Genomic DNA, 24,491 nt, shown 5'->3' on the forward strand with positions numbered 1-24,491 from the left:
CGGTGTTCGGCTGTGACGGTGTTCGGCTGTGACGGTGTTCGGCTGTGACGGTGTTCGGCTGTGACGGTGTTCCCGGACGGTGGGACGGGGTGTCCTCCGGCGTGCGGGGCGCCGGTCAGGCGCGTCCGGGCGAGACGCGCCGGTGGAGGTGGAACGACAGGGCCGAGATCCAGGCCCAGACGACCACGACGCCGGTGACGAAGGTCAGGATGGACCAGGTGGCCCCGCCGCCCGCCGCGATGCAGAGGAAGGTGACCAGGAAGAGCCCGCCGGTGATCCGCGAGTACAGGCCCCATCCCCGGCGCCCCTCGGCGGCGAACCCGCGGCCGGCGACCAGGCAGGCCGCGATCACGCACAGGAAGCCCACGGCGCCGACGGCGAAGTGGAGCGTCCCGTGCCGGCTCACCGGACCCGGCCCTTCCGGTGTGCCGGGCGGGAAGCCCATCCCCGGATCCGCCCGGAAGATCCCCGCGCCGATCAGGCTCACCCCGTACACGGCGACGAGCCGGGGGATCCAGGCCGCGCCGGCCCCGCCGGTGAGGGCCCGGCGGAGACCGGCCGCGCAGGCGACGGTCGCCAGCCCGGCCACGACCAGGTTGGTGACCTGGATCCATCCGAGGTCACCGTTGGCGAGCATGCTCCACGCGTGGCGGGTGAGGTCGAACCCCTCCCGGGTCAGCGCCTGGACGACCGAGACCACGACGTACACCGGCCCGGCGATGACGCCGAGGCTCAGGAGCGACGCCGTGACGCCCGCGGCCGGGCCGGCGGTCCCCGCGGCGGTGGCCCTCGGGGCGGCGGTCCCCGGGCCCGTCGTGCTGTCGTTCGTGCTACCCGTCGTCTGCTGGGGCATGGGCCCGTCTCCTCACCTCTCCGGGGCCGGTCGGCTGCCTCGTTCCGGCCCTTGTGACCACGCTTCGAACGGGACCGGGCCGATTCGACAGGCCGCCCGGATTCTTTTCATGATTTTTTACGAGCGGGTACGGCTCCGGCCGCCCGGCTCCGATCGGAACCGGGCCGCGCACCGCCCCGATCTTCACGGCGGCCCACCCGGCTGAGAGGATGTCTCCGTGACCTCCAGTGCGACCGGCCCGGCTGCCACGCGAGCGGACATGACGTTCCGCTCCGCGCGCGCAGCGGTCTTCGCCGTGGTCTGCCTGGGGCTGAGCGTGACGGCGCACGTCGTCGCGGGAGGCCCGGTCTCCGCGACGAGCGCGGTCCTCGCCCTCGTCCTCGCCTTCGTCGTGGCCCTGGCCGCCTCGGGGCGCGAGCGCACGGTGGCGGTGATCCTGCCGCTGCTGGCGGGCGTGCAGGCCGCTCTGCACGTGCTGTTCTCCCTCGCGCACGCCCCGTCCCACACCGATCCGATGGGACACCTCCACTCCGGGCTGCTGCCCGACCTGGGCATGCTGGTGGCGCACGGGTGGGCCGTCGGGCTGACCGCGCTCTGGATGGCACGCGGCGAGGCGGCCCTGTGGGCGACGCTGCGCGGGTTCGCCGTGCGGCTCCGCCGGGTGCTGATCGTGCTCGTCACCCCGGCGCGCGTCCCGCTCCTCACCGCGAGCACGGCCGGGCCGGGAATCCTCCGCTCCGCCGTCCTGCGTCATTTCGTCAGCAGGCGTGGCCCCCCGGCGACCGTCGTCGCCGTCCCCGGCTGACCGACCGGGTCACCCGGAACGCCATCCTTCCCGCGCGCACGTCCGCGCGGGCCTTCGCCGACGCCGCCGTCCCGGCCGCTCGTGCCGCCCTTCCGGCCGCTCGTGCCGCCGTCCCGGCCGACCACGCGCCACACGGGCCGCTCACGTGCGGGTCGGGCCGCTCATGTGCGGTCCCGGCCGCTCGGCGCACCGAACCATCGTTGACGATCCCGGCCGTACGTCCGGCACGGCCTCCTCGAGCGGCGTTCCGCCGGGGCCCGCCGGCCGTCCGGCCTGCAGAAAGGCATCACCATGTCCGTTCGACGTACCATTCCCGCCCCGATCCGCCGGGCCGTCTCCGCCGGAGTCCTGATCGCGGCCGTGACGACCCTCGGCGCGTGCGGGTCCCAGGGGAGCCCGGCCTCCCAGGGAGCCCCGGCCGGCACGGCGTCGGCCGTCGCCCCGGCCTCCACGCCGTCCGCCGTGGCCGCTCCCGGCGCCGCGCTGACGATCACCGACCCGTGGGTGAAGACCGCCTCGAAGGGGATGAGCGCAGCCTTCGGCACCCTGGTCAACCCCACCGACGCCGAGGTGACGGTCGTCTCCGGGACCTCGCCGCTCTCACCGACGATCGAGCTGCACGAGGTCGTCGAGGCCGACGGAAAGATGATCATGAGGCCGAAGGAGGGCGGGTTTGTGATCCCGCCGCGGGGCACCCACCGGCTCGAGCCCGGAGGCGACCACATCATGCTGATGGGCGTCGTCGAGGAGGTGAAGCCGGGCGCGAGGGTCCCCTTCACCCTCACCCTCAAGGGCGGCGGGACCCTGGAGTTCACCGCCGTCGGCAAGGAGTTCGCCGGTGCCAAGGAGGACTACGAGCCCGGCACGCACGGTGAGGGGGACAAGGGTGACGGCTGACCGGGAAGCGGAGTAGAGCTCATGCGGGAACCTCGAATCAGCCGCAGGGGCCTGCTCGCGGGGGGCGCCGCCACCGCGGCCGGCGCCCTCGCGGCGTGCGCGCCCGACCAGGTCCTCTCCCCGGCGGCCCCCCGGCCCGCCGCGGCGCCCCCCGCGCCCCCCGCGCCCCCGGGGTCCCCGGGGGCCCCCGTGCCCGCGACCTCGGACGTCTCCCGCGTCCCGGGCGGTTCCGACGGTTCCGGCGGCCTGGTGACGGAGCCGTTCGACGGCGTCCACCAGGCGGGGATCGCGACGCCGCCGCAGACGTACGGGGTCTTCGTCGGCCTGGACCTGCTGCCCGGCACCGATCGCGAGGCGCTGGAGCGGATGATGCGGCTGCTCACCGACGACGCCCGGCGGCTGACGCAGGGCAGGCCCGCCCTGGCCGACACCGAGCCCGAACTCGCCGGGCTGCCCGCCCGGCTGACGGTGACCTTCGGGTTCGGGCCCGGCCTCTTCACGGCGGCCGGGCTGGCCGATCGCCGTCCCGAGCAGGTGGCGCCGCTGCCCGCCTTCGGGATCGACAGACTGAGAAAGGAGTGGAGCGGCGGGGACCTGCTGCTGCAGATCTGCGCCGACGACGCGCTGACCCTGTCCCACGCCCTGCGCATGACGGTCAAGGACGCCCGCGCGTTCGCGAAGGTCCGCTGGACCCAGCGGGGCTTCCGGCGCGGTGCGTACACCCACGCCACCGGGCTGACCCAGCGCAACGTCATGGGACAACTCGACGGGACCGTCAACCCCGTCCCGGGCACCCCCGACTTCGACCGGGCGGTCTGGGTGAGCGACGGCCCGTCCTGGCTGCGCGGCGGCACCACGCTGGTGCTGCGGCGCATCCGGGCGGAGATGGAGACCTGGGACGCCGTGGACCGGATCGGCAAGGAGTTCACGGTGGGGCGCCGCCTGGACAACGGCGCCCCGCTCACCGGCCGGGACGAGCGCGACGAGGCCGACTTCACGAAGGTCAACGCGATCGGTTTCCCCGTCATCTCCGAGCAGGCCCACATCCGCCGGGCCCACGTCGCCGACCCGGGCATGCGGATGCTGCGCCGGGTCTACAACTACGACGAGGGGCTCACCCCGGCCGGGCACGCCGACTCAGGGTTGTTGTTCGCCTCCTACCAGGCCGACATCGCCCGGCAGTTCGTCCCCGTCCAGCGAAGGCTGGCCGAGGCCGACCTGCTCAACGAGTGGACGACCCCGATCGGCTCGGCGGTCTTCGCCGTCCCTCCGGGATGCTCCCCGGACGGCTGGATCGGGGAGGGGCTGCTCGGCTGAGACGGCGGGGCCGCCGGGGGCGTTCACCGATCCCGCGGCCCCGCCACCCCGCCGGTCCCGTCCCGCCCTGGAACGGGGCGGGACCGGCGGATCCGGACGCGCGTGCCGGTCCCACCGGACGGGAGCCGGTGCCTTCCTCCGGGAACCGCCGGAATCACACGTGATTCCGGCTTCTTCGTGACAATACTGCGGCGGGCACCGGTTGGTATTCTCACCTGGTGGCAGGACTCGTCCCATCGCTCCCGGGCGACGGGGGACGTCCTGTCGGTGGCGCACCACGATGACAATCCTCGAGTCGTCAGGATCCCCACGATGCTGAGAGCCGGTAGGTCCCAGGAGGAGATCCGCCGGCACAACCTGGGCGCCCTGCTCCGGCAGGTACACCTGGGCGGGCCGGTCTCCCGCACGGTCCTGGCCGACCGGATGGGCCTGAACCGGAGCACCATCATGGCGCTGACCGCCGAGCTCACCTCGGCGGGCCTGGTCCGCGAGGAACGCCCCACCGACACCGGCAAGGCGGGCCGGCCCTCGCTGGTGGTCCGGCCGGAGTCCGACCGGGTGTACGTGCTGGCCTTCGACGTACGGGTGGACAGGCTCGTCGCGGCCAGGGTCGGGCTGGGCGGGACGGTGCTGGAGCGGATGGAGGCGGTCCGGCCGAGAGCCGGAGCCGATCTGGACGACGTGGTGGGGGTGCTCGCCGGATTCGCCCGGCGGTTGCACCGCGCGGCGAGCCCGGACGCGATCTGCGTCGGGGTGGGGGCGGCCTACTGCGGCATGATCCGGCCCGCCGACGGGATGGTGCGGTTCGGGCCGAACATGGGCTGGGTGGATCAGGCCTTCGGCGCCGAGCTCGGTCACCGGCTGGGGCTCGGCCTGCCGGTGGCCGTGGGCAACGAGGCCCACCTGGGCGCGCTGGCCGAGCACGAGCGCGGCGCGGGGGTCGGCTTCGACAACCTGATCTACCTGCACGGGGACGTCGGCGTGGGGGGCGGGATCATCGTCGGCGGCAAGCTGCTGGACGGCGACGGCGGCTACGGCTGCGAGCTCGGGCACATGATGGTGAACCCGCACGACGGGCGGCCCTGCGGGTGCGGCTCGCGAGGCTGCCTGGAGGCGGAGGTGGGGGAGCAGGCCCTGCTCGACGCGGCCGGCCGTTCCGCCGACCTCTTCGGCCGCGAGGGCGTACGGACCGTGGTGGAGGCCGCCGATCTCGGTGACCTCAGGGCGCGGGACGCGCTGCGCCGGATCGGCGACTGGCTGGGCATCGGGGTGGCGAACCTGATCAACCTGTTCAACCCGGGCATGGTGATCTTCGGCGGGATGCTGCGCGAGGTCTACCCGGGAGCGGCGGCCCAGGTCCGGGACCGGGTGGAGGCCAACGTGCTGATGATCTCCCGGAAGGCGCGCCTGCGCGTCGCGGCCCTGGGGGACGACGCCACTCTGATCGGTGCCGCCGAGCTCGCCTTCGCCAAGGTCCTGGCCAGCCCCCTGGAGGTGCTCTCCCGGAGCGACGGCGCCCTGGGCGGCGCGCCGGGGGCGGACGCCCGCCCGCACGACGTCATGATCCGCTGACCCCCACGCCCCCCGGATCCATCGCCGGACGCGGCGGGCGGCGGGGCGAGGTGAGCCGGGTGGCGGGGTGAGACGGGTGACGGGGCGGGGTGAGCGGCGGGGCGAGCCGGGCGGCGGGGTGGGACGGGTGGCGGGGTGGGACGGGTGGGCGGTGCGGCAGGTGGCCGCACCGGGTGGTGGAGGACGGGGTTCAGGTGCGGCGGCGGCGGTACCTCACCCAGACGTGGCCGTCCGTCCGGCCCGTGAGCCGGAGCGTGACCGCGGCGGGCCCCGTCGGCGCGGACGGCCTGTTGTAGACACCTCCCCAGCCGGCGACGAGCACCTCGTCGGAACGGACCTGCCAGTCGCCCGGCACCGTGATCATGATGCCGCTGGACCGGGCGTCGCAGCTCACCTCCATGAAGATCTCGGGCCAGGCGCACTCGGCCCCGGTGAAGTCGATCCTCACCGAGCCCTGGCGGGCTATGGCGTTGATGCGCGGGGGCACGACCCAGTACCCCTCCTGCCGGACCATCTGCCAGTTCTGGGCCTCCAGCCGCAGGAGGTCGGGGACGCCCGGAAGGGAGACGGGCGGGCCGCCCGCCCGGGGAAGATCGGCCACGATGGCGTCCAGCTCCCCGCAGGTCCGTGCCTCGTACGTACGGTCGAGGCGTTCGTTCAGCTCCTCGAGGCTGATGCGTCCCTCGGTGACCGCGACGCGCAGCGTCTCGGCGATTCGCTCCCGGTCGGCGTCCCCCGCGCGGATGTCCACGTGATCGGTCATGGCCTCCACTGTAAGGATCATTCCTCCGGCCCACCAGGCGATCCGTGAACACCTCTCTCGCCGCCCGGAGCCGGGAGGTATAGGTTCTTCTGACGCCATGACGGTACGACCCGGCCGGGTGCCCGCGACATGACGGCACGACCTGCCCGGGTGCCCGCGGCGCCCGCCCGTCAACCCAGCACGGAGGTGGACAGTGTCGGCTCCCGCGGACGTCCTGCCCGTGTCGCCGGCCGACCGGCCGGCGACACGGGCGGAGACGCGGAGCGAGCGCAGGCCGGAGATCGAGGGGTTGCGGGCCGTCGCCGTCCTGCTCGTGGTGATCTACCACGTCTGGCCGCGGCGGGTGTCCGGCGGGGTGGACGTGTTCCTGATGCTCACCGGCTTCCTCATCACCGGCTCCCTGCTGCGTACGGTGGAGCGCCGCGGGCGGGTGGCGTTCGGGGCGTTCGCCGCGCGCCTGGCCGGCCGGCTGCTGCCCCCCGTCGCCCTGGTGCTGCTCGGGGTGCTGGCCGGGACGCTGCTGTGGCTGCCGCGGACCCGATGGCACGACACGCTGGCCGAGGTGTTCGCCTCGGCGCTGTACTACGAGAACTGGCACCTGGCGGCGGCGGCCGTCGACTACCTGGCCGGGGGGAACGCGGCCGGCCCGGTGCAGCACTTCTGGTCGCTGGCGGTCCAGGGGCAGTTCTACGTGATCTGGCCGGTCCTGCTGGCCCTGACGACCGTGGTGGCCGCGCGCGGCCACCGGAGCCCGCGGACGGTCTTCCTCGGCGTGATGACGCTGGTCCTCGCCGGATCGCTCGCGTACTCGGTGGTGTGGACGGCGGCCGACCAGCGGTGGGCATACTTCGACACCGGCGCCCGGCTGTGGGAGTTCGCCCTGGGCGGCGTGCTCGCGGTCGTCCTGCCGTACCTGCGCCTCCCGCGGGCGTCGCGGGTGGCGCTGGGCTGGATCGGCCTGGCCGCGCTGGTCTCGTGCGGGGTGCTGCTCCAGGTCTCCACGGTCTTCCCCGGGTACGCGGCCCTGTGGCCGACCGTCGCCGGGGCCATGATCATCGTGGCCGGGGTGACGGGCAGCGCGTTCGGCGCCGACCGGCTGCTCACCCTGCGTCCCGTGACGTACGTGGGGAGCATCTCCTACGCGCTGTACCTGTGGCACTGGCCGATCTTCATCTTCTACCTCGCGGAGACCGGCCGTACCGCGGCCAGCCTCAAGGGCATCGTCCTCATCGTGGGCACGTCGCTCGTCCTCGCGGCGGCCACCACCGCGCTGACCGACCGTATCCCCCTGGGCGGCGCGGGACGTCCGGCGGCGATCGGCCTGGCGTGCCTGCTCCCGGTGCTGGTGATCGCCGGGGTGTGGACGTCCCGGCTGGACGGCCAGGTCCGGCAGGAGGGCGGCGGCATCGTCCCGGCCCCGGCCGTGGCCGCCCGCGACCGCCCCCGGACCTACGCCGACGGCTGCAACCAGGTCACCGGCCGCGACGAGCTGCTGACCTGCCGGTACGGCGCCACGAACCCGGCCCGCACCATCGTCCTGGCCGGCAACTCGCACGCCGCGCACTGGTTCCCCGCCCTGCACGCCATCGCCGACGCCAACGGCTGGCAGGTGGTGAACATGACCAAGGGCGCGTGCGCGCTCTCCACGAGGCCGCAGCGCTACCAGGGCAGGCCCTACCCCTCCTGCGACCGGTGGCAGCGGGACGTCATGGCGGAGGTACGGCGGATCGAACCCGATCTCCTGGTCACCACCGCGACGATCTCCAGCCCGTTCGAGCGCGGCGAGACGCTCCCGGCCGGGTACGTCGAGAGGTGGCGGCAGCTCGGCGCGATGGGCGTCGAGGTGCTGGCGATCCGCGACACGCCGCGCATGCCCTTCGACCCGCCCGAGTGCGTCGAGGTCAAGGGGGCGGCGGCCTGCGTGGACGACGAGCGGAACAGCCTGGCCGCGGTCTCTCCGGCCGCCGGGCTCCGCCGCCCGCCGCCCAACGTGACGTTCGCCGACCTCACCCCCCTGCTCTGCCCGCGGGACCGCTGCCCCTCGGTCATCGGCGACCTGATGGTCTACTCCGACAAGGGGCACATCACCGCGACCTTCATGCGGAGCCTGGCGCCGGCGGTGGAGAAGGAGATCCGCAGGGCCCTCGGCCCCTGAGCCCGGCGGCCCCGTCCCACCGGACGGGGCGTCACCTGACGAGTGTTCCCGTGCCCCGGTTTCGTCGGGGGCGTCCGATAGCGTCGAGAGCCCACCGGACGAGGGGAGCACCATGGCGACGGTGACGTCACGCGACGGCACACGGATCGGGTTCGAGAGTGTGGGGGCGGGCCCAGCGCTCGTGCTGGTCGACGCGGCGGGCGGGTTCCGCGGGTTCGGGCCCATGGGGCCCCTCGCCGCGCACCTCGCCGACAGGTTCACGGTCGTGACCTACGACAGGCGCGGACGCGGCGAGAGCGGTGACACCTCGCCGTACGCGGTGGAGCGCGAGGTGGAGGACCTCGCGGCCGTGATCGAGGCGAGCGGGGGGCCGGCGTTCGTCCACGGGTTCTCCTCCGGCGCGGCCCTGGGAGCGCTCGGCGCGGCGGCGGGGCTGCCGATCACGATGCTCTCGCTCCTCGAACCACCCGTCACCCTCGACCGGCCGGAGGGGGAGGGTGGGGCACGGCACGAGGGCGCCCGGGGGAACGAGCCCCGGGCGGACGGGGCGCGGGAGGACGGCGATCTCGCGGCCGAGATCGACGAGCTCGTCGCGGCCGGCCGCCGGGCCGACGCGGTGGAGCACTTCCACCGGAGCATCGGCGTCCCCGACGAGATCGTCGCGGGGCTGCGGCAGGCCCCCTTCTTCCCGGCACTGGAGGGCATCGCGCACACGCTCGCCTACGACAGCCGGATGACATCGGCCGTCTCCGCCGCCACGCTGCGGTCCGTCACCGTGCCGACCCTGGTGATCAACAGCTCGGCCAGCGACGACCGCCTGCGCGGCTGGGCCGCGGACGTGGCGGGGGCGCTTCCCCGGGGGCGCCACCTGACCCTGCCTGGCGAGTGGCACGGCGTCCCCGAGGAGACGCTCGCCCCCGCGCTGGCCGGTTTCTTCGCGTGAGGGGCGCCTCCCGCCCGTGCGAGCCGGACGTTGCGCGCCACCCGCACCGGCCGCGAGGAGAGCGGACCCCGTACCGGCCGCGAGAGGACCGGGCGCGACCCGTGCCCGGCCGTGACCGTGGATCCGTGCCCGGCCGTGACCGTGAGGGATCATGTTCCTCACCCGCCTGACCGTTCCGCGCCCCCCGTCCGGCTGGCTCGCGGGCCTGCCCGCCGTCGGGCATCTCGTCGAGCACGGCCTGGACCTCACCGTTCCGGTCACCTTCCTGGTGGGGGAGAACGGTTCCGGGAAGTCCACGATCGTCGAGGCGATCGCCGACGCGTGCGGCGTCAACTCCGAGGGCGGCAAGGCCGGCACCCTCTACGCGAGCAAGGGCCCGGCCACCCCGCTGGGCGAGGCCCTCGACGTGGACTTCACCGTCACCGGCCTGCGCCTCACCCGGGGGCCCCGCCTCAAGCGGCGGGTGTTCTTCTTCCGTGCCGAGACGCTGATCAACCTGGCGCGCGGCGTGTCGGGCCTGCCCGGATACTGGGAGGAGCACCCCGACGAGCAGTCCCACGGGGAGGGGTTCCTCACCGTGCTGGAACGCATGATGAACGGGCCGGGCATCTACCTGCTGGACGAGCCCGAGGCCGCCCTGTCGTTCCGGTCCTGCCTGCGGCTGGTCGGCCTGATGGACCGGGTCGCGCGCAAGGGCGGGCAGATCGTCTGCGCCACGCACTCGCCGATCCTCGCGAGCCTGCCCGGCGCGCGCATCCTGGAGCTCGGCGAGGACGGCATCCACCCGGTGGAGTGGGAGAAACTCCAGATCGTCGACCACTGGCGGCGCTTCCTGGCCAAGCCGGACTTCTACCTGCGCTACGTCCTGGACGACGCCGACGACTGACCGCCCGGCCGGACGGCGACACGACCCGGTCCGCTCACACCGGACCGTCCGGTGGTCGCGACGCCCGCTCGCGCACGGAGGTCACGGCGAGGCGCCACGGACGGTCGCCGACGAGATCGGCGTCGGAGCCGTCGCCGGGCTCGAACTCCCCGGGCCCGAACAGGACGCGCACGCCTTCGGCGCGGAGCCGCTCGACACTGTGCCGGAACGCCGTACGGGAGGCGAGTGCCGCGCTGACGAACGGCAGGACCACCACCGGGATCCCCAGGCCGGGGGCCTCGGCCAGCAGGCCGAGGGCGTAGGTGTCGGCGATGCCCTGGGCGAACTTGTTGACGGTGTTGTAGGTCGCGGGCGCGACGACGATCGCGTCGGCCCGCGGCGGCTTGGGCTCGTCCGGTGTGCGGTACCGGCTGCGCACGGGACGGCCGGTCTGGTTCTCCAGGGCGGGGACGTCGATGAAACCCAGGGCGGACGGGGTGGCGACGATCTGGACGATCCACCCGTCGTCCTGGGCGAGCGTGACGAGACGGCCGACGCCGCCGGCGGCACCCGCGGCGCACACGATGACGTAGAGAACCCGCCCGGACCGGGTCATGCGACGACCCCACGAGGTGCGGTGCGCTCGCGCGCCTCGTCGTGGGCGCCGGTTCGGGCCGCTCCGGCCCACCCGGCGCGTTCGCGGTGTCGCATCTCGCCTTCGTCCTCCGCTCCTCGACGAGGTCCACGGTACGCGCGCCCGCCCGGCCGTCCGACGACGATCACGCGTGTCCGGCCGTTTCCGGCGTACGATACCGCCGCCCTCGAATCCCCGGGTCGCCGTCCGGCTGCGCATCGCCGGACCGGCCCTCGCCGAAGGAAGCGTGAAGATCGTGACAGCAGGCGAAACCCCCCGTACCCGGCGCGGCACGACGGGCGTCCGGACCGGTGTGATCCTGGCCGCGGTGTCCGCGGTCAACTACCTGGCCTGGCTGGGATGGGACCGTGAACGGGACGTCGCGCCGGACGGCACCGTCAGCGGCCCCTACGAGACCTGGCAGGTGGCGGGCCTGGTGATCGTCCTGGGGATTCTCGCCGTCCTCGCCGGCAGGCGTGGTCATCCCGTGATCGGCACCCTCGCGGTCGCCGGTGTGACGTGGCTGTCCTGGTCGGTCGACGCCGCACTGTCCGACGACAGCGGCCTGTGGCTCGTGGGCTCCCTGCTGCTCCTTCCCGCCCTGCTCGCGGGCGTCGGCCTGGTCGCCTTCCTGGCGTCCCGGCGTGGGAACACCGGCGGGTAGGCGGTCGCGCGGCACGCCGCCGCGCACCCCCGCCCCCTATAGGTAGATTGTCTACATGTAGTCCATCTACCTATAGGAGGGGATGACGGTGACCCCCGCCGCCCGCCACCTGCTCGTGTGGATGCACGTCGTGACCTCGGTGGCCTGGATGAGTCAGGCCCTCGCCCTGTTCGCGCTGAGCGTCCACAGCATGTCCACCGGCGACGACAGCGGTTACGCGATGGCGGAGCTGCTCGACACCCGGGTGCTGCTTCACTTCGCCAACGCCTCGGCCTTCACCGGGCTGATGCTGTCCGCCATGACCAGGTGGGGCTACTTCCAGTACTGGTGGGTGCTGGTCAAGTTCGCCGTCACCCTGTCCCAGCTCTACGCGGGCATCTTCCTGCTCGGCCCCAGACTCGAGGCGCTCGCCCACGGCACGCGCGACGCCGACCCCGTGCTCCTCGGGGCGACGCTGCTCATGGTCTCGGCCATCGCCTTCCAGGCGTGGGTGTCGGTGGCCAAGCCGTGGAGGCGGACCCCCTGGGGGACGAGGCCGGTGAGGCCTCCCGTTCCGGCGGCCTGGGTGACCGGCCTCGTGCTGCTGGCACCCGTGCTCGACTACGTCCTCGCCACGTTCGTCGTCGGCAACCCGACACCGCTGTTCTGTGTTCTCGTCGCGCTCCTCTACCCGCTCTGGCGGGCCCGCGCCTCCCGGCGGGACGGGAGCGACCGGGTTGTCGCCGCGCGCTCCCGCGGGTGAGCGAGCGGTTCGGGAAAAGGAGGGGCCGTGCGGGTGAGAGGGCGCGTGTTCCGGGCAGGTGGGGCACCGGTGGGCGTCCGCGCGCGAAGGCCCGGTCGCGCCGCCCGTTCTTCTGTGACGGCTCCTTACAATACGCTGTCATGCCTGTAAAGAGCGACCGTTAACGAACACCTGTGCCGATCTTCACGAAGATCTGTCCCGGTGTTCGGAGGCGTTTCGCCGCATCGTTGGCTGTGGCAGATTCCTGCCCCACGAGGTACACCCCCCGGACAAAGGCAGAGACCATGGTCAAACGCGCCCTGGCAACCGTCGCCCTCTTCCTCGTCGCATCGCTCGGGCTGGCGTTCCCCGCTCACGCGGTGACGCTGGAGCAGAAACTCGCCGCGCTCTCCAACTTCTCGCAGCCCACGGCGGGCAGCGCCTCGAGCTGGCGCTCCGCCTGGCAGAACCAGGGAGCCTGGGCGGGCTACGGGTTCGACTGGTCGACCGACCTGTGTTCGACCAGCCCTGACCGGCCGCTCGGCTTCGACTTCAGGATGCCGTGCCGCCGTCACGACTTCGGGTACCGCAACTACAAGGCGGTGAGCCGGTTCCCGGCGAACAAGGCCCGCATCGACAACGCCTTCTACTTCGACATGAAGCAGGTCTGCGCGGGATACTCCGGCGTCTCCAAGACCACCTGCGACGGTCTCGCCTGGACCTACTACCAGGCGGTCAAGGAGCTCGGCGCCCTCAACGTCACCAAGGCGCAGATCGAGCGGGTGCGCCAGGCCGCCGAGGAGCAGGCCGCCCGGGAGCAGGCGACCCAGGAGCAGGCCCCGCAGGACCAGGCGACCCAGGACCAGGCGACCCAGGAGCAGACCCCGCAGGACCAGGCGACCCAGCAGGTCCCGCAGGACGACCAGGCGACCCAGGAGCAGCCTGCTCAGCAGTAACGCGGGCTCGGGGGCGGGTCCCCCGGCAGGCGGGTGCGTGACTCGTCCGCTCCCCGCGCGAGCGGGGGGCGGACGATCGCCGGTGCGGTGGCCCGGTGCGACGAGCCGGTGCGGTGGGCCGGTCGGTCGGGGGGTCCGGAACGGCCGTGCGCGCGGATGTTGATGCCCGCACTCAGGCGGACGCGGAGTCCCGCACTCAGGCGGACGGGGAGTCGCCTTCCGGCGCGAACTGCGCGAGCGCGGCCTCGACCGCCGCGGCGGTGTCGGCGGCCCCGGCGGTGCCCGAGGACTCGACCGCCGCCGTCCACGCGGGGATCGACCGCCGGGAGAACTCCCGGCCCTCCGGCGAGTCCTGCGCCGCGACCGGGTCGAGGCCGATCTCACCGGTGAAGAAGAGGTCCAGCGCCAGGAGGGCGTTGTCCCAGCCGGGCCCGACGTAGAGCGCGCCCGCGCCGCTGCCCACCATCGCCAGGGGAACGGTGTGTTCGAGTTCGAGGGTGGTGCCCTCCCCGGCCGGGATCAGGCGCACCTCGACCAGGCTGTTCTCGCCCCCGAAGGTGACCTTGAGCAGGCGCGGCGGCTCGCAGCGCAGGATCCTCCCGCCCGCGTTGCCCTCCAGCTGGAAGTCACCGCCGGCCCGCAGGTCGCCGCCGACCGGCAGGAACCAGCGCTTCAGGCGGCCGGGGTCGGTCAGGGCGTCCCAGACGTCCTCGGCCGGGGTGTCGTAGTCGCGTCGCAGCAGGACGGTGACGTCCTCGCCGTCGTCACCCGGCCGGGTGCCGACCTCGCGGTGAATGGCGTTGATCTGGGCGATGATGTCGAGCATGACCGCGACTATGCCAGTCACTGCTTATATAAGTCAACGCTGCTATAGTCGGTGAGTCAGGGGCGGTCCACGACCGGGTCCTCCAGGACCTGGACGAGGGTGCGCGCCTGGACCCCGTCCTGATCGGGGCCGGACAGGCCGGCCATGGTCGCGAGGGCCTTCCACAGCGCCCATCCGCGCGCCCGCCGCCAGGCGTCGTCGGGAAGGCCCGCGGCCTCCCGGAAGATCTTCCGCTCGTCCCCGGCGAAGTAGGTCCACGCCATGACGAGGTCGCAGGCGGGGTCGCCGACGCCGCAGGTGCCGAAGTCGATGACCGCGCCGAGCCTTCCCTCGGCGACGAGCAGGTTGCCGGCGGCGACGTCCCCGTGGAACCACACGGGCGGCAGCGGCCAGGCCGAGGTCAGCGCGCTCGCCCAGACGGCCCGGCAGGCGGCGGCGTCGACGGCGTCCCCGAGCCTGACGAGGGACTCCTCGACCTGGTCCCCGTAGACGCTGGGATGGCAGCCCCGGAAGAAGGAGTGGCGGCCGGCGGCGGGTCCCCGCCCCGCGGGGGCCCGGCGGAGCGCGGTCAGGAAGCCCCCGAGGTCGCGCGCCAGCTCCGCCCGGTCGACGTCCGCGGCCCCCTCGACGGTGTCCCCGTCGATCCAGTTCCGTACCGACCAGGGGAACGGGTAGCCGGCCGCCGGACGCCCGGTCGCCACCGGCTCCGGTACGGGCAACGGCAGGTGCCCGGCCAGCAGGGGAAGGCAGCGCTCCTCCTTCTCGACGCTCGCCACGTACCCTTCGGCGCTCGGCAGGCGCACGGACAGCCGGTCGCCGAGCCTGAAGGTGCGGTTGTCCCAGCCCTGGCGTGGCACGGGCTCGACCGGGAGGTGGCCCCACCGGGGGAACTGTCCGGAGACGAGGGCGCGCACGAGGTCGGCGCTGATGTCGATCACCCCGCCAATTCTGCGCGTACCCGGCGGGTGTCATCCACCCGATTTCCCGCGGCGGAAGCGCGGCGGAAGCGCGGCGGGAGTGCGGCGGAAGCGCGGTCAGCCGGAGGCGTAGCGGGCCGCCAGGGCGCGGGAGGTCTCGGCGAGGCGGGCCCGCAGCTCCGGCGGCCCGACGACCTCGACGTCCGCGCCCAGGGCGAGGAACACCCCGTGGGCGTGGTCGATCGACTCGATGGGGAGCAGCGCGCGGGTCCAGCCGCCGGGCTCGGCCGTGCCGGTGTCGGCCAGGGCCTGGGCGGCCGCCCCGGTGAGGCGGGACGCGGCGCGCGGCGAGAGGCGGACGACCGCCTCGCCCCCGTGCAGGCGGGCGTGGAAGTCCGCCTGGTACCTCTCCCAGTGGCCGGCCAGGTCGAAGTCCTCGGGGGGCCGGAACTCCTCGTTCCGCACGGTGAGGCCGAGGATCTGGTCGACCCGGTACGTCCGCGGCCCCGGCCCGGCCACGACGTACCAGCGACCGGCCTTGAGCACCAGGCCGTACGGCTCCAGGCGCCGGTCGACGTCGGTCGGTTCCTTCCAGCGTCGGTAGCGGATGTCGAGCACCCGGCCGCGCCACACCGCGTCCGCGACCTGCGGCAGGTACGGGACGTCGTCGTCCTTGGCGTACCAGCCGGGCGCGTCGAGGTGGAAGCGGGAGCGCATCCGGTCGGCCTGCGCGCGCAGCTCGGGCGGGAGTGCCGCGCGCAGCTTGAGCTGGGCGGTCGCGAGCGCCGAGCCGAGTCCGAGCTCGGCGGCGGGTCCCGGGATCTCCGACAGGAACAGCGCCTCCGCCTCGCCGGCGTTCAGCCCGGTCAGGCGGGTGCGGTAGCCGGCGAGCAACCGGTAGCCGCCGGAGTGGCCGGCGTCGCCGTAGAGGGGCACGCCCGCGCCGTGCAGCGACTCGATGTCCCGGTAGACCGTCCGCACCGACACCTCCAGCTCCCCGGCGAGCTGCGCGGCGGTCATCCGGCCCCTGGTCTGGAGCAGCAGGAGGATCGACAGGAGGCGGCTGGACTTCACTGACACAAGATGACAGTGAACCGGCCTTACGGTCCAGCCATGGCTTTCACCGAGAAACTGCTGTGGGCGCCGCCCCCGATCGAGGTGGGGGGCCGCCGCGTCAAGCGTTACCACGTCACCGCCGACCCCTCCGGCATCGATCCGGCGATCGAGAAGGCGGCGTACGCGATACTCCCCGAGCTCCTGCCCGAGCCCGACGGCACGCCGCCGGGAACCTTCGTCGTCCTGCACAAGGGCGGGGACAGCGGGGCCTACATCAACGCGTACAGCTGGGTGTGGGACAACGCCCTGCACTTCGGCGGGGCGGCGGCGGGCCAGCCGGTGCTGGGCTGCCCGGACACCGACCCGACGAACTTCGTCCGGCTGGACCGGTCGCTGATCGGCTGCGTCTGGGAGGTGCCGCCCATCCTCCACGAGCGCGACGCCTGGGTACGGCACATGCTCGCGCCCGAATCCCCCGACCTCGACGCCTACATCGCCGACACGCTGCCCGACGGCACCACGGGAGACCGCCGATGAACGACTTCGACTTCCTCGTCGGCACCTGGGACGTCGTCAACCGGCGGCGCACGGACGCCCTCGACGACACGAGCGAGTGGGAGGAGTTCCCCGGCGTCAGCCACGCCTCCCGGCACTTCGAGGGCGGGGCGAACTTCGACGAGATCACCTTCCCCACCAAGGGCTTCGGCGGCGTCACCCTGCGGCTGTTCGACGTCGAGCGCGAGCAGTGGTCCCTGTACTGGTCCAGCAGCCTCACCGGCACGCTGTACCCGCCGGTCGTCGGCCGCTTCACCGGCGGGCGGGGCGAGTTCTACGGGGACGACACCCACGAGGGCAAGGAGGTCCGGACGCGCTTCGTCTGGTCGGACATCACCGAGCGGTCCGTCCGGTGGGAGCAGGCGTTCTCGGTGGACGGTGGAGAGACCTGGGTGATCAACTGGATCATGGAGTTCACCCGCCGCTGACCCGCCCCGCTCTCCCGCCGCGGCACGACGGCACCTCCACCGGTGGCGTCGTGCCACCGGCGGAGGTGCCGTCGTGGCCCCCGTGGCGAAGGGCGAGAGGCCCCGGTCCCCGTGTGAAGCGTGTGAAGCGGTGGAGTACCTGGGGCGTGCGGGCGTCAGTTCCAGTTGTCGATCTTGACGTCGTAGGGGTCCGGGGCGCCCTTCCCGGTCTCCACCAGCCGGCGAGCCCCTCGGTCGTGGTCAGGGCCGCGTAGACCTCGGCCGGTGACGACTCGGCCGCGACCCGGTGCAGGATGTCCACCACTGTCGATCCCTCTTTCCCCGTCGATTCTCGGATGACGCGGATTCACGGCCGTGTGCCGCGCTCGTCCTTCGCGCGCTGGACGGCCTCGGCGATCCGCTTGATGTGGCGGAGCCTGGTGTCCCATGCCGCCCCCACCGAGGACAGCTGCGCGACCGCGCGGGCGAGTTGCGCCTCGTCCACCCGGTACCTCTTCTCCCGCCCGGCCGGGGTGGCGTGCACCAGGCCGACGCGGTCGAGCACGCCGAGGTGTTTCGCGACGGCCTGCCGTGTGACGGGCAGCCGCTCGCTGAGGCCGGTGGCCGTGCCGTCGCCGTCCGCCAGGAGCAGGTCGAGCATCCGCCGGCGGGTCGGATCCCCGATCGCGGACCACAGGTCGTCGTCGGCGGCGGCGCTCACGGGGCCGAAACCAGCCGCGCCAGGTAGTCCCCCAGGCGGGGGACGAAGGTGTCCCAGCCGCTGACGTGGTCGGCGTACAGCTCCTCCAGCTTGGCGGCCTCCCAGCCCATCTCCCGGAATCCGCTCTCGGTGAGCCTGATCCTGGTGCCCGTGCCCACCGGGGTGAGCTCGAAGACGACCAGCAGCGAGCCTGCGGGGTCGTCGTCCGCGCCTTCGGGGTAGCACCAGCGGAACGAGAACAGCCGGGGCGGTTCTGCGCGTACCACGGTCATCGGGGCGACCGTCGCCCGGTCGCCCCAGACGAGCTCGCCGACGGCGCCGGGCGTCGCCTCGAAGCGGGCGTCGTCGGTCCACCACTGCGAGATGTGCTCGGGACGGCTGACGACCTCGAAGACCACCTCGGGCGAGGCGTCGACGTGGATCTCGCGCTCGATGCTGCCGTACTCCATGTCCCTCACTCCTTCCATGTGCAACGTTTGGTTGCATATCACGCTAGCGCGTCATTCGGCGTCGCGCAACCATTGGTTGCGTAAAGAAGGGTGCCGGGCCGCCCCGCCCGGCCCGGTGAGCGGACCGCCGGTGGTGGCTACCCGTTGAGCCCGAGCTCGCCCACGCGCAGCCCGGCCTGGAACCGGGAGGTGGCCTCCAGCGTGGTCATCAGCTCCGCGACCCGTCTGCGGTAGGTGCGCAGCGACAGGCCGAGCAGTCTGGCCGCGGTCTCGTCGGTGTGTCCCGCACCGAGGGCACGAAGGACCGCCCGGCTGTCCGCGTCGAGGTGCGGGACGTCTCCGGCGAGATAGGCGGAGAGATCGGTGGCGGCCTCCCAGGCCGCGTCGAAGAGGGCGTACACGCCGCCGACCAGCGCGGGCGAGGTGGTGACCGTGAACTCGCGCGGGCCGCCCGGCACGTCACGCCCGGCGAGGATCATCACCCGCCGGTCGATGACGATCGTCTCGTGGGGGAGCCGCGTCGAGCTGATCCGGACCCGGGCGCCCGCCGCGACGACCCGGCGAAGGTGCGCCCTCGCGGCCTCGTCGACCAGGGCGGCCGGGCTGAGGAGCTTGTTCACCGTGAGACCGCCCTCGTCGGCCGCGCGCGTCCGGGGCCCGGCCGCGTACCGCGCCGCCGGTCGCGACCACGTGTCGAGATCACGCGCCGCGCACACGAACTCCCGCCGGGCGCCGGTGAAGAGATGACCCGCCCGGGCGACGAGCTCCGCGTCCCCGCGGACGGTCAGGACCTGATCGGCGATCATCCGTTCACCATCCCCGTCGCCGTACGGGCGATGGCACGTTGCTGCCACCGCGTTGGGCCACTGTACAGAGACGGTGGAGGCTGACCGCATGACAAGGGAAGACACGCATCAGGCCTCGGCCACCTCGGCCACCTCGGCGGCCCCGGCGGCCCCGGCGGGAAGGTTCCTCCTCGGCGGGGACCTCCCCGTCCACCGGCTCGGCTTCGGGGCCATGCGGCTCCCCACCGGGAGCTTCCAGGGACCCGCCCGCGACCCCCGGACCGGCGTCGCGGTACTCCGCCGCGCGGTCGAGCTGGGGGTCGACCACATCGACACGGCATGGTTCTACCGCAGGGGTGGGGTGGTGGCCAACGAGCTCATCCGGACGGCGCTCGCCCCGTACGGGGACGACCTGGTGATCGCGACGAAGGTCGGACCGCTGTTCGGGGAGGACGGGACCCCGGGCGGCGAGGCCGGGCCGGACCGGCTCCGCGGCCTGGTGGAGGAGAACCTCCGCACCCTGGGGGTGGACCGGCTCGACCTCGTCTACCTGCGGGTGGGCGGCATGACCGTCCCCGGAGGCGAGTCGATCGCCGCCCGGTTCGCGGCCCTGGCCGAACTCCGCGAGGAGGGGCTGATCCGGCACCTGGGGGTCAGCAACGTCGACGCCGCCCAGCTGGCCGAGGCGCGGGAGATCGCTCCGGTGGCCGCCGTGCAGAACGCTTTCCACGTGCAGGACCAGGGCGACGCCGGGCTTCTGGCCCTGTGCGAGAGGGCCGGGATCGCCTTCGTGCCGTTCTTCCCGCTCGGCGGCGGCCATCGCCCGATCGACGCGACCCGGATGACGGAGGTCATGACCCGCCACGGGGCCGGCGCCGCGCAGGTGGCACTGGCCTGGTCGCTCGCGCGCTCACCCGTACTGCTCGCCATCCCCGGCACCGGTTCCCTGGAGCACCTGGAGGAGAACATGGGGGCGAGCCGCATCCGCCTGACCCCCCAGGACCTCGCCGCGCTCGGGGGCTGACCGCGCCCGAGGGCCGGGCCGGCCCTCGTGATCATCTAGCCTGGACGACCGTGGAGTATTTCGTGTACGGCCGCGACCGCCCCGGCGCCTTCGGCCTCAAGGTGAGCCTGAGCGAGGACCACTGGACCTTCATGGACGGCTACGCCGAGCGGCTGATCGCCCGCGGTCCCACGCTGACCGGTGACGGTGACGACGCCGAGTCGACCGGAAGCCTGCACATCGTCGACCTTCCGGACGCCGAGGCCGCCCGCGCGTTCGCCTACGAGGAGCCGTACCACCGCGCCGGCGCCTTCGAGTCGGTGCTGCTGTGCCGCTTCCACAACGTCCTGGGCCGCACCATGTGGGACTTCACCAAGACCGTCGACGGCTACGGCCGGTTCCTGGTGATCGCCATGGGCGGGTCCGGCCCCGCGCCGGTCATGTCGAGACACATGATCGTGTACGGCGAGCTGCTCGCCCTCGACGGCGAGGCGCGGCTCGGCCGGGCGGCCATGGTCGAGGCGCCGGACCGCGAGGCCGCAGCGGCGCTGCTGCCGGCCGGCGACGGCCGTACCGAGGTACATATGTGGCGCTTCGGCGGCAGGCCTGGCGAGCGCCGCCCGCGTCCGGCGTGAAAGGGACTCCGGCCCGGCGGTCCCGCCTCGTCGGCGTTCGCCGGGATCCGCCGGTGCCGGGAACCGCTCCGCCGGGGCCGTGCCCGGTCAGCGCGCCGGAGGCGTGCCCTCCCCGGGGCGGAAGACGGCCGCGGTGACGGGCGCGTGCGACGTCCAGCCCAGGGATCGGTAGAGCGCGCGTCCGTCCCGGGTCGCGACGAGCACACCGGTCCGCGCCCCCTGGGCCGCGGCGTGGCTGCAGAGGGCGTCCATGACGAGGCGGCCCAACCCCCGGCGGCGATGGGACGGGCCGGTCTCCACCTGGTCGACGATCGCGAACGGCCCGGTCCGCGCGATCCGGCCCCTGGCGGCCACCTGCTCTCCGGCGGCAAGGACCGCTTCGCCGCCGGCCACCTGCTCGCCCGCGGCGAGGACCTCCGCGTCGGTGACGGCACCGCGTGTCGTGACGCGCAGCGTGTAACCGGCCGGGGCCGAGGGCTCGGCGAGGCGCAGGGACGCCGTCATCATGTACTCGGGGTCTCTCACCGCCCAGCCGGCCGGCAGCACGGCGGCGACGGTCTCCGGTACGGCACAGACCTTCAGCCAGGTTCCCGGCGCGACCGGTTCCCCCGTCAGGCGGCGAAGGACCGCCGGATCGAACCTCGGCAGCACGTAGCGGACGAGGTGGCCCGGCAGCCCCACATCGACCCTGTGGCCGCCCGGCACCGCCACCGGCGGCGCGGTCGTGCGGGAGACCGCCCACCCCCGTACCCAGGCCTCGGCCACCTCGGGCAGGGCTCCGTCGTCCTCGCGGGCATCGGCCGGGACGTCGAGCATGATCACTTCCTTCGGGGTTCCACGGGCTTCGCGGACGCGTTGCGTACTCTATTGCAAATCATGCGCAACAAGGCGTGATCCTCCCGCCGCGCGTGCGGAGCGGGAACGCGAGCATCGGAACGATCACCTCGACGAGCGCGGCGGGCAGCCCGCGTACGCCTCCGGCGAGCGCGCTCGACCGGCCCTCGACCGGCCCTCGACCGGATGCGCTCGATCAGGCCCGAGAGTCGGCCGGTGGTGTCCCCGCGCGCGGGGCATGTCGCGTGGCCTGCGACAACGACGTTCTGTCGTTCGCCGCTGCTATAGATTGCGCCACCCACTCACCCGGCCGCCGACCGGCCAGGACCCGCCGCTCCCGCCCCTGACAGAAACGACCGGTATGAACATCCCTCCTGGTGCACGGCTCTCCCCTTCCGCGCAACGCCTGCTCGACGTTCTCAACGGGCCCGTGGAGGAGACGGCGCGCTGGCCCGACGCCTCCCGGCTGGGCACGGCCCTGGGCGCGCCGGTGCCGGGGCGGCGCACGTTCACCGAGGAGGACCGGCGGCGGCTGACGGCCTCGGCCCGTGAACTGGTCGAGTTCGACACGGGCCACCACTACCGGCTTCTGGGGCCCTACCCCGAGACGGTGGCGGCGGGGCTGGCGGGCATGGACGCCGAGGTGAGCGCCCGGCTCGCCGGGGCGTGCGGCCCCATCGCGGCCGCCGAGCTGCGTCTGGTCCTCGGCTGGGAGGTGGAGCGGCGGGCGCTGTTCGCCGAGGCGATGCGGATGGAGCCGAGCGAGCCCCCCAGGCCGTCGGCCACCGTGCTCGACTGGCTCGCGACCCAGCCCGGCTACCTGGACTTCGCCAGGACCGCGCTGGAGACGGCCGAGGCCCGCGTCACGGCGATCCACGCCGGCGAGATCCCCTACGCGGCGGGGAAGGGGCGTTCGAGCACGGGGAGACGAGGACCCTCGGCCGGGCCGTCCGGCTGGCGCTCCACCGGGACGAGCCCTGGCTGCCCGAACTGCTGGAGAGCCTGGTGCGCGGGATCGCGGTGGCGCCCACCCCGGCCAGGACCCTGCCCTCCCAGGCACTGCTGTTCGAGATCGCCCGCGCGGCGGAGGACTACCCGACCCCCGAAGTGATCACCGCGCTGCGCACCGCCCGCCGGATCACCCGGCACGCCGGGGTGCCCAGGGAACTGGACCGCAAGTTCAAGCGCATCGAGCCCGCCCTGGCCGACCGGCTGGAGGTGGCGTTCCGGCTGCCCGACGGGCGGGTCCGGCAGGCCGTCGGCGACCACACCGCGGTGATCACCACCGACGGCGGTGTGGAACTGTCCTGGTGGCACGGGGACAGGAAGCTGAGGTCGGTCCCCGCCGCGGTCAGGCGGGACCACCCCGAGGAGGTCAAACGGCTGCGCGAGCTGGCCAAGCGGACCGCGCAGCAGCAGACCACCCTGGTCAGGGCGCTGGAGGCCGGATACACCGCCGACCCGCCCCCGCCGTACCGGCAGCTCGAAGGTCACGCGATCACCGACCGGCTGATCTGGGAGTTCGAGGTCGCGCCCGGGGTGTGGCGGGCCGAGCTGGGGTTGAGCGTGCCGGACGTGCCGGTGCGGCTGTGGCACCCGGCGCGCGCGTCCGTGGACGAGGTGCGCGCCTGGCGGGAGACGGTGGAGGGCGGGGAACTGCGCCAGCCGTACAAGCAGGCGTTCCGCGAGGTCTACCTGCTGACCCCCGCCGAGGAGACGACCGGGACCTACTCCAACCGGTTCGCCGGGCACGTGGTGGACTACCGCAAGCTGCGCGCGCTGTTCAAGGACCGCGGCTGGAAGTCCCACTACCTGGGCTTCTGGGACGGCGCGCACAACGACGGAGAGGCCCGGCGGGTGCTGGCGAGCGGGCGGTGGCGGGCGACACTGAGCCACGGTCTGTACGAGGAGGGCTACGCGCTCACCGACCAGGTCCACTTCCACAGGCTGGACGGAGGCGTCTGGCGCCAGGCGCCGTTGAGAGAGGTCCCGGCGCTGGTCTTCAGCGAGGCCATGCGGGACGTCGACCTCTTCGTGGCCCTCACCTCGATCATGACCGACCCCCGGTGGGCCGACCAGGGGCCGGACCGGATGCGGGACTACTGGCGGACCGGGGCGTTCGCCGCGCTGACGTCCTCCGCCGAGGTACGCCGCGACGCGCTCTCCCGGCTGATCGCCCGTACGTCCATCGCCGGCCGGTGCACCATGACCGACCGCTTCCTGGTGGTCCGGGGCGACCTGCGCACCTACAGAATTCATCTCGGGTCGGCGAACATCCTGATGGAACCCAACGACGCCTACCTGTGCGTCGTCGCCGGGCGCAGCCCCCGCACCGGGCTGTTCCTCCCGTTCGAGGAGGACGGCCGGTTGGCGCTCATCCTCAGCAAGGCCTTCCTGCTGGCCGACGACACCGCCATCACCGACCCCTCCATCGTCCGCCAGATCAAGGAGTGAACCACGCGATCCCCATGCTCCACGTGGTCCCGCGAAACCCCTGATCGACACGATCCGCCCGGCCGGCACCGGGTCGCGCCGACCGGTCCGGACGAGACCGGATCACGCCGCCCCACCCGGCCGGATGATCAGAAGTGGGTGGTGATCCCGAACGCGTCGCGGAGCAGGGCCATGTCGTGACGGTCCTGGTCGCCGGGTTCGTATCCCTGATGGAAGTGAACCTGCCGGCCGGCCGACAGGCAGGGCACCCGCACGCCGTCGATCACGCCTGTGACGAAGCAGTCCGCGGGGTAGGACAGGGTGCCGCCGTCGGTGTCGATCCGCTGGACGGCGGAGCCGTCCGGAGCGAACAGCAGCGGGTGAAGATCCAGATCATGGCCGTCGCGATCGGTCATGACGAAGCGAGCCGGCCGCCCGGGCGAGACGCCGGGCCGTTCGACGAACCCGGCCGCCTCCAGCGTCCCGATCAGCAGGGGTTCCTGTTCGACGCGATGCAGCAGGTCGAGGTCACGATGTTCCCGGGTGATCCTGCCGACCAGGGCGTCGATGCCCCATCCACCGCCGATCCAGACCTCGCAGCCCGCGTCGCGGAGCAGCGCCGACACCCGTAGCACCTCGCCCGCCTCGAACACGGGAACACCCTGACAGTTCCGCCCGGGGCGAGTCGATCGGTTTTCGAGCGGGCCCAGGTGGCGTGAAACGCG

General features: G+C 73.4%; 27 protein-coding genes. 16 read left to right on the forward strand and 11 right to left on the reverse strand.

Annotated elements, in window-relative coordinates:
* Window positions 1–115: 115 nt before the first annotated feature.
* Window positions 116–853 carry a DUF998 domain-containing protein gene (locus AB0G16_RS26700; protein WP_362810437.1) on the reverse strand — a complete coding sequence of 246 codons (738 nt, stop codon included), beginning with the start codon at window positions 851–853 and terminating at the stop codon, window positions 116–118.
* Between the two features lie 217 nt (window positions 854–1,070).
* Between AB0G16_RS26700 and AB0G16_RS26705 the strand changes: the two genes are divergently transcribed.
* The 4 genes from AB0G16_RS26705 to AB0G16_RS26720 all read left to right on the forward strand — a co-directional run bounded on the left by AB0G16_RS26705 (window position 1,071) and on the right by AB0G16_RS26720 (window position 5,444).
* Window positions 1,071–1,658 carry an MFS transporter gene (locus AB0G16_RS26705; protein ID WP_362810440.1) on the forward strand — a complete coding sequence of 196 codons (588 nt, stop codon included), beginning with the start codon at window positions 1,071–1,073 and terminating at the stop codon, window positions 1,656–1,658.
* Window positions 1,659–1,949: 291 nt separating this feature from the next.
* Window positions 1,950–2,555: a copper chaperone PCu(A)C gene (locus AB0G16_RS26710; RefSeq protein WP_362810443.1), complete on the forward strand. Its 606-nt coding sequence runs from the start codon at window positions 1,950–1,952 to the stop codon at window positions 2,553–2,555.
* A gap of 21 nt (window positions 2,556–2,576) precedes the next feature.
* A complete protein-coding gene (locus AB0G16_RS26715) occupies window positions 2,577–3,872 on the forward strand; it encodes a Dyp-type peroxidase (RefSeq protein ID WP_362810446.1) in 1,296 nt (431 codons plus the stop codon).
* A 312-nt stretch (window positions 3,873–4,184) separates the two neighbouring features.
* Complete coding sequence (locus tag AB0G16_RS26720; protein WP_362810449.1) at window positions 4,185–5,444, forward strand: ROK family transcriptional regulator; 1,260 nt, start codon at window positions 4,185–4,187, stop codon at window positions 5,442–5,444.
* A 190-nt stretch (window positions 5,445–5,634) separates the two neighbouring features.
* On the opposite strand, the gene AB0G16_RS26725 is transcribed toward AB0G16_RS26720, so the two are convergent.
* Window positions 5,635–6,207 (reverse strand): DUF1707 domain-containing protein, encoded by a 573-nt coding sequence (locus AB0G16_RS26725; RefSeq protein ID WP_362810452.1) that lies wholly within the window; start codon window positions 6,205–6,207, stop codon window positions 5,635–5,637.
* 193 nt (window positions 6,208–6,400) lie between these two features.
* On the opposite strand from AB0G16_RS26725, the gene AB0G16_RS26730 reads away from it, so the two are divergent.
* The 3 genes from AB0G16_RS26730 to AB0G16_RS26740 all read left to right on the forward strand — a co-directional run bounded on the left by AB0G16_RS26730 (window position 6,401) and on the right by AB0G16_RS26740 (window position 10,191).
* Complete coding sequence (locus tag AB0G16_RS26730; RefSeq protein ID WP_362810454.1) at window positions 6,401–8,362, forward strand: acyltransferase family protein; 1,962 nt, start codon at window positions 6,401–6,403, stop codon at window positions 8,360–8,362.
* 112 nt (window positions 8,363–8,474) lie between these two features.
* Window positions 8,475–9,305, forward strand: a complete 831-nt coding sequence (locus AB0G16_RS26735) for an alpha/beta fold hydrolase (RefSeq protein WP_362810457.1) — start codon at window positions 8,475–8,477, stop codon at window positions 9,303–9,305.
* Window positions 9,306–9,456: 151 nt separating this feature from the next.
* Window positions 9,457–10,191 carry an AAA family ATPase gene (locus AB0G16_RS26740; RefSeq protein WP_362810460.1) on the forward strand — a complete coding sequence of 245 codons (735 nt, stop codon included), beginning with the start codon at window positions 9,457–9,459 and terminating at the stop codon, window positions 10,189–10,191.
* A gap of 34 nt (window positions 10,192–10,225) precedes the next feature.
* On the opposite strand, the gene AB0G16_RS26745 is transcribed toward AB0G16_RS26740, so the two are convergent.
* Complete coding sequence (locus AB0G16_RS26745; RefSeq protein WP_362810463.1) at window positions 10,226–10,786, reverse strand: flavoprotein; 561 nt, start codon at window positions 10,784–10,786, stop codon at window positions 10,226–10,228.
* Window positions 10,787–11,060: 274 nt separating this feature from the next.
* Between AB0G16_RS26745 and AB0G16_RS26750 the strand changes: the two genes are divergently transcribed.
* From AB0G16_RS26750 to AB0G16_RS26760, 3 genes are all read left to right on the forward strand, one after another.
* Window positions 11,061–11,468 (forward strand): hypothetical protein, encoded by a 408-nt coding sequence (locus AB0G16_RS26750; RefSeq protein WP_362810466.1) that lies wholly within the window; start codon window positions 11,061–11,063, stop codon window positions 11,466–11,468.
* An 82-nt stretch (window positions 11,469–11,550) separates the two neighbouring features.
* Window positions 11,551–12,210 carry a hypothetical protein gene (locus AB0G16_RS26755; RefSeq protein ID WP_362810469.1) on the forward strand — a complete coding sequence of 220 codons (660 nt, stop codon included), beginning with the start codon at window positions 11,551–11,553 and terminating at the stop codon, window positions 12,208–12,210.
* Window positions 12,211–12,494: 284 nt separating this feature from the next.
* Window positions 12,495–13,145: a phospholipase A2 gene (locus tag AB0G16_RS26760; RefSeq protein WP_362810472.1), complete on the forward strand. Its 651-nt coding sequence runs from the start codon at window positions 12,495–12,497 to the stop codon at window positions 13,143–13,145.
* Between the two features lie 196 nt (window positions 13,146–13,341).
* Here the strand turns inward: AB0G16_RS26760 and AB0G16_RS26765 are convergent, their stop codons facing one another.
* The 3 genes from AB0G16_RS26765 to AB0G16_RS26775 all read right to left on the reverse strand — a co-directional run bounded on the left by AB0G16_RS26765 (window position 13,342) and on the right by AB0G16_RS26775 (window position 15,962).
* Window positions 13,342–13,971, reverse strand: a complete 630-nt coding sequence (locus AB0G16_RS26765) for an SRPBCC family protein (protein ID WP_362810475.1) — start codon at window positions 13,969–13,971, stop codon at window positions 13,342–13,344.
* Between the two features lie 56 nt (window positions 13,972–14,027).
* Window positions 14,028–14,909 (reverse strand): aminoglycoside phosphotransferase family protein, encoded by an 882-nt coding sequence (locus tag AB0G16_RS26770; RefSeq protein WP_362810478.1) that lies wholly within the window; start codon window positions 14,907–14,909, stop codon window positions 14,028–14,030.
* A 96-nt stretch (window positions 14,910–15,005) separates the two neighbouring features.
* Window positions 15,006–15,962: a YafY family protein gene (locus AB0G16_RS26775; protein ID WP_362810480.1), complete on the reverse strand. Its 957-nt coding sequence runs from the start codon at window positions 15,960–15,962 to the stop codon at window positions 15,006–15,008.
* A 39-nt stretch (window positions 15,963–16,001) separates the two neighbouring features.
* On the opposite strand from AB0G16_RS26775, the gene AB0G16_RS26780 reads away from it, so the two are divergent.
* On the forward strand, window positions 16,002–16,481 hold the full coding sequence (locus AB0G16_RS26780) for a hypothetical protein (RefSeq protein ID WP_362810483.1): 480 nt from the start codon (window positions 16,002–16,004) through the stop codon (window positions 16,479–16,481).
* Window positions 16,478–16,927, forward strand: coding sequence for a hypothetical protein (locus AB0G16_RS26785; RefSeq protein ID WP_362810487.1), 450 nt, complete (start codon window positions 16,478–16,480; stop codon window positions 16,925–16,927). The genes AB0G16_RS26780 and AB0G16_RS26785 overlap by 4 nt, the downstream gene beginning before the upstream one ends.
* 346 nt (window positions 16,928–17,273) lie before the next feature.
* Here the strand turns inward: AB0G16_RS26785 and AB0G16_RS26790 are convergent, their stop codons facing one another.
* The 3 genes from AB0G16_RS26790 to AB0G16_RS26800 all read right to left on the reverse strand — a co-directional run bounded on the left by AB0G16_RS26790 (window position 17,274) and on the right by AB0G16_RS26800 (window position 18,882).
* The gene (locus AB0G16_RS26790; RefSeq protein WP_362810490.1) at window positions 17,274–17,627 is read right to left on the reverse strand and encodes a metalloregulator ArsR/SmtB family transcription factor; all 354 of its coding nucleotides are present in this window, start codon (window positions 17,625–17,627) and stop codon (window positions 17,274–17,276) included.
* The gene (locus AB0G16_RS26795) at window positions 17,624–18,076 is read right to left on the reverse strand and encodes an SRPBCC family protein (RefSeq protein WP_362810493.1); all 453 of its coding nucleotides are present in this window, start codon (window positions 18,074–18,076) and stop codon (window positions 17,624–17,626) included. The genes AB0G16_RS26790 and AB0G16_RS26795 overlap by 4 nt, the downstream gene beginning before the upstream one ends.
* Before the next feature lie 137 nt (window positions 18,077–18,213).
* Window positions 18,214–18,882 carry a DUF6879 family protein gene (locus AB0G16_RS26800; protein WP_362810496.1) on the reverse strand — a complete coding sequence of 223 codons (669 nt, stop codon included), beginning with the start codon at window positions 18,880–18,882 and terminating at the stop codon, window positions 18,214–18,216.
* Between the two features lie 88 nt (window positions 18,883–18,970).
* Here AB0G16_RS26800 and AB0G16_RS26805 point away from each other — a divergent pair, with 88 nt between their 5' ends.
* A complete protein-coding gene (locus AB0G16_RS26805; protein ID WP_362810499.1) occupies window positions 18,971–19,885 on the forward strand; it encodes an aldo/keto reductase in 915 nt (304 codons plus the stop codon).
* Window positions 19,886–19,935: 50 nt separating this feature from the next.
* The gene (locus AB0G16_RS26810) at window positions 19,936–20,499 is read left to right on the forward strand and encodes a YciI family protein (RefSeq protein ID WP_362810503.1); all 564 of its coding nucleotides are present in this window, start codon (window positions 19,936–19,938) and stop codon (window positions 20,497–20,499) included.
* An 87-nt stretch (window positions 20,500–20,586) separates the two neighbouring features.
* On the opposite strand, the gene AB0G16_RS26815 is transcribed toward AB0G16_RS26810, so the two are convergent.
* Complete coding sequence (locus AB0G16_RS26815; protein WP_362810506.1) at window positions 20,587–21,315, reverse strand: GNAT family N-acetyltransferase; 729 nt, start codon at window positions 21,313–21,315, stop codon at window positions 20,587–20,589.
* Between the two features lie 379 nt (window positions 21,316–21,694).
* On the opposite strand from AB0G16_RS26815, the gene AB0G16_RS26820 reads away from it, so the two are divergent.
* Both AB0G16_RS26820 and AB0G16_RS26825 read left to right on the forward strand, forming a co-directional pair.
* Window positions 21,695–22,444, forward strand: a complete 750-nt coding sequence (locus AB0G16_RS26820; RefSeq protein ID WP_362810509.1) for a hypothetical protein — start codon at window positions 21,695–21,697, stop codon at window positions 22,442–22,444.
* On the forward strand, window positions 22,339–23,787 hold the full coding sequence (locus AB0G16_RS26825) for a DUF4132 domain-containing protein (RefSeq protein ID WP_362810512.1): 1,449 nt from the start codon (window positions 22,339–22,341) through the stop codon (window positions 23,785–23,787). Before AB0G16_RS26820 ends, AB0G16_RS26825 begins: the two co-directional genes overlap by 106 nt.
* 128 nt (window positions 23,788–23,915) lie before the next feature.
* On the opposite strand, the gene AB0G16_RS26830 is transcribed toward AB0G16_RS26825, so the two are convergent.
* The gene (locus AB0G16_RS26830) at window positions 23,916–24,419 is read right to left on the reverse strand and encodes a hypothetical protein (protein ID WP_362810515.1); all 504 of its coding nucleotides are present in this window, start codon (window positions 24,417–24,419) and stop codon (window positions 23,916–23,918) included.
* Window positions 24,420–24,491 lie beyond the last annotated feature (72 nt).

The sequence above is a fragment of the Streptosporangium sp. NPDC023615 genome (assembly GCF_040640155.1).
In the GTDB taxonomy this organism is placed as follows: Bacteria; Actinomycetota; Actinomycetes; order Streptosporangiales; family Streptosporangiaceae; genus Streptosporangium.

Bases quoted from the DNA above. Each gene is read 5' to 3' on its own strand.
- AB0G16_RS26700 (WP_362810437.1), bottom strand. From the start codon at position 853: ATGCCCCAGCAGACGACGGGTAGCACGAACGACAGCACGACGGGCCCG.
- AB0G16_RS26710 (WP_362810443.1), top strand. From the start codon at position 1,950: ATGTCCGTTCGACGTACCATTCCCGCCCCGATCCGCCGGGCCGTCTCC.
- AB0G16_RS26715 (WP_362810446.1), top strand. From the start codon at position 2,577: ATGCGGGAACCTCGAATCAGCCGCAGGGGCCTGCTCGCGGGGGGCGCC.
- AB0G16_RS26720 (WP_362810449.1), top strand. From the start codon at position 4,185: ATGCTGAGAGCCGGTAGGTCCCAGGAGGAGATCCGCCGGCACAACCTG.
- AB0G16_RS26725 (WP_362810452.1), bottom strand. From the start codon at position 6,207: ATGACCGATCACGTGGACATCCGCGCGGGGGACGCCGACCGGGAGCGA.
- AB0G16_RS26735 (WP_362810457.1), top strand. From the start codon at position 8,475: ATGGCGACGGTGACGTCACGCGACGGCACACGGATCGGGTTCGAGAGT.
- AB0G16_RS26740 (WP_362810460.1), top strand. From the start codon at position 9,457: ATGTTCCTCACCCGCCTGACCGTTCCGCGCCCCCCGTCCGGCTGGCTC.
- AB0G16_RS26745 (WP_362810463.1), bottom strand. From the start codon at position 10,786: ATGACCCGGTCCGGGCGGGTTCTCTACGTCATCGTGTGCGCCGCGGGT.
- AB0G16_RS26755 (WP_362810469.1), top strand. From the start codon at position 11,551: ATGACGGTGACCCCCGCCGCCCGCCACCTGCTCGTGTGGATGCACGTC.
- AB0G16_RS26760 (WP_362810472.1), top strand. From the start codon at position 12,495: ATGGTCAAACGCGCCCTGGCAACCGTCGCCCTCTTCCTCGTCGCATCG.
- AB0G16_RS26765 (WP_362810475.1), bottom strand. From the start codon at position 13,971: ATGCTCGACATCATCGCCCAGATCAACGCCATTCACCGCGAGGTCGGC.
- AB0G16_RS26780 (WP_362810483.1), top strand. From the start codon at position 16,002: ATGGCTTTCACCGAGAAACTGCTGTGGGCGCCGCCCCCGATCGAGGTG.
- AB0G16_RS26785 (WP_362810487.1), top strand. From the start codon at position 16,478: ATGAACGACTTCGACTTCCTCGTCGGCACCTGGGACGTCGTCAACCGG.
- AB0G16_RS26795 (WP_362810493.1), bottom strand. From the start codon at position 18,076: ATGGAGTACGGCAGCATCGAGCGCGAGATCCACGTCGACGCCTCGCCC.
- AB0G16_RS26800 (WP_362810496.1), bottom strand. From the start codon at position 18,882: ATGATCGCCGATCAGGTCCTGACCGTCCGCGGGGACGCGGAGCTCGTC.
- AB0G16_RS26805 (WP_362810499.1), top strand. From the start codon at position 18,971: ATGACAAGGGAAGACACGCATCAGGCCTCGGCCACCTCGGCCACCTCG.
- AB0G16_RS26815 (WP_362810506.1), bottom strand. From the start codon at position 21,315: ATGCTCGACGTCCCGGCCGATGCCCGCGAGGACGACGGAGCCCTGCCC.
- AB0G16_RS26820 (WP_362810509.1), top strand. From the start codon at position 21,695: ATGAACATCCCTCCTGGTGCACGGCTCTCCCCTTCCGCGCAACGCCTG.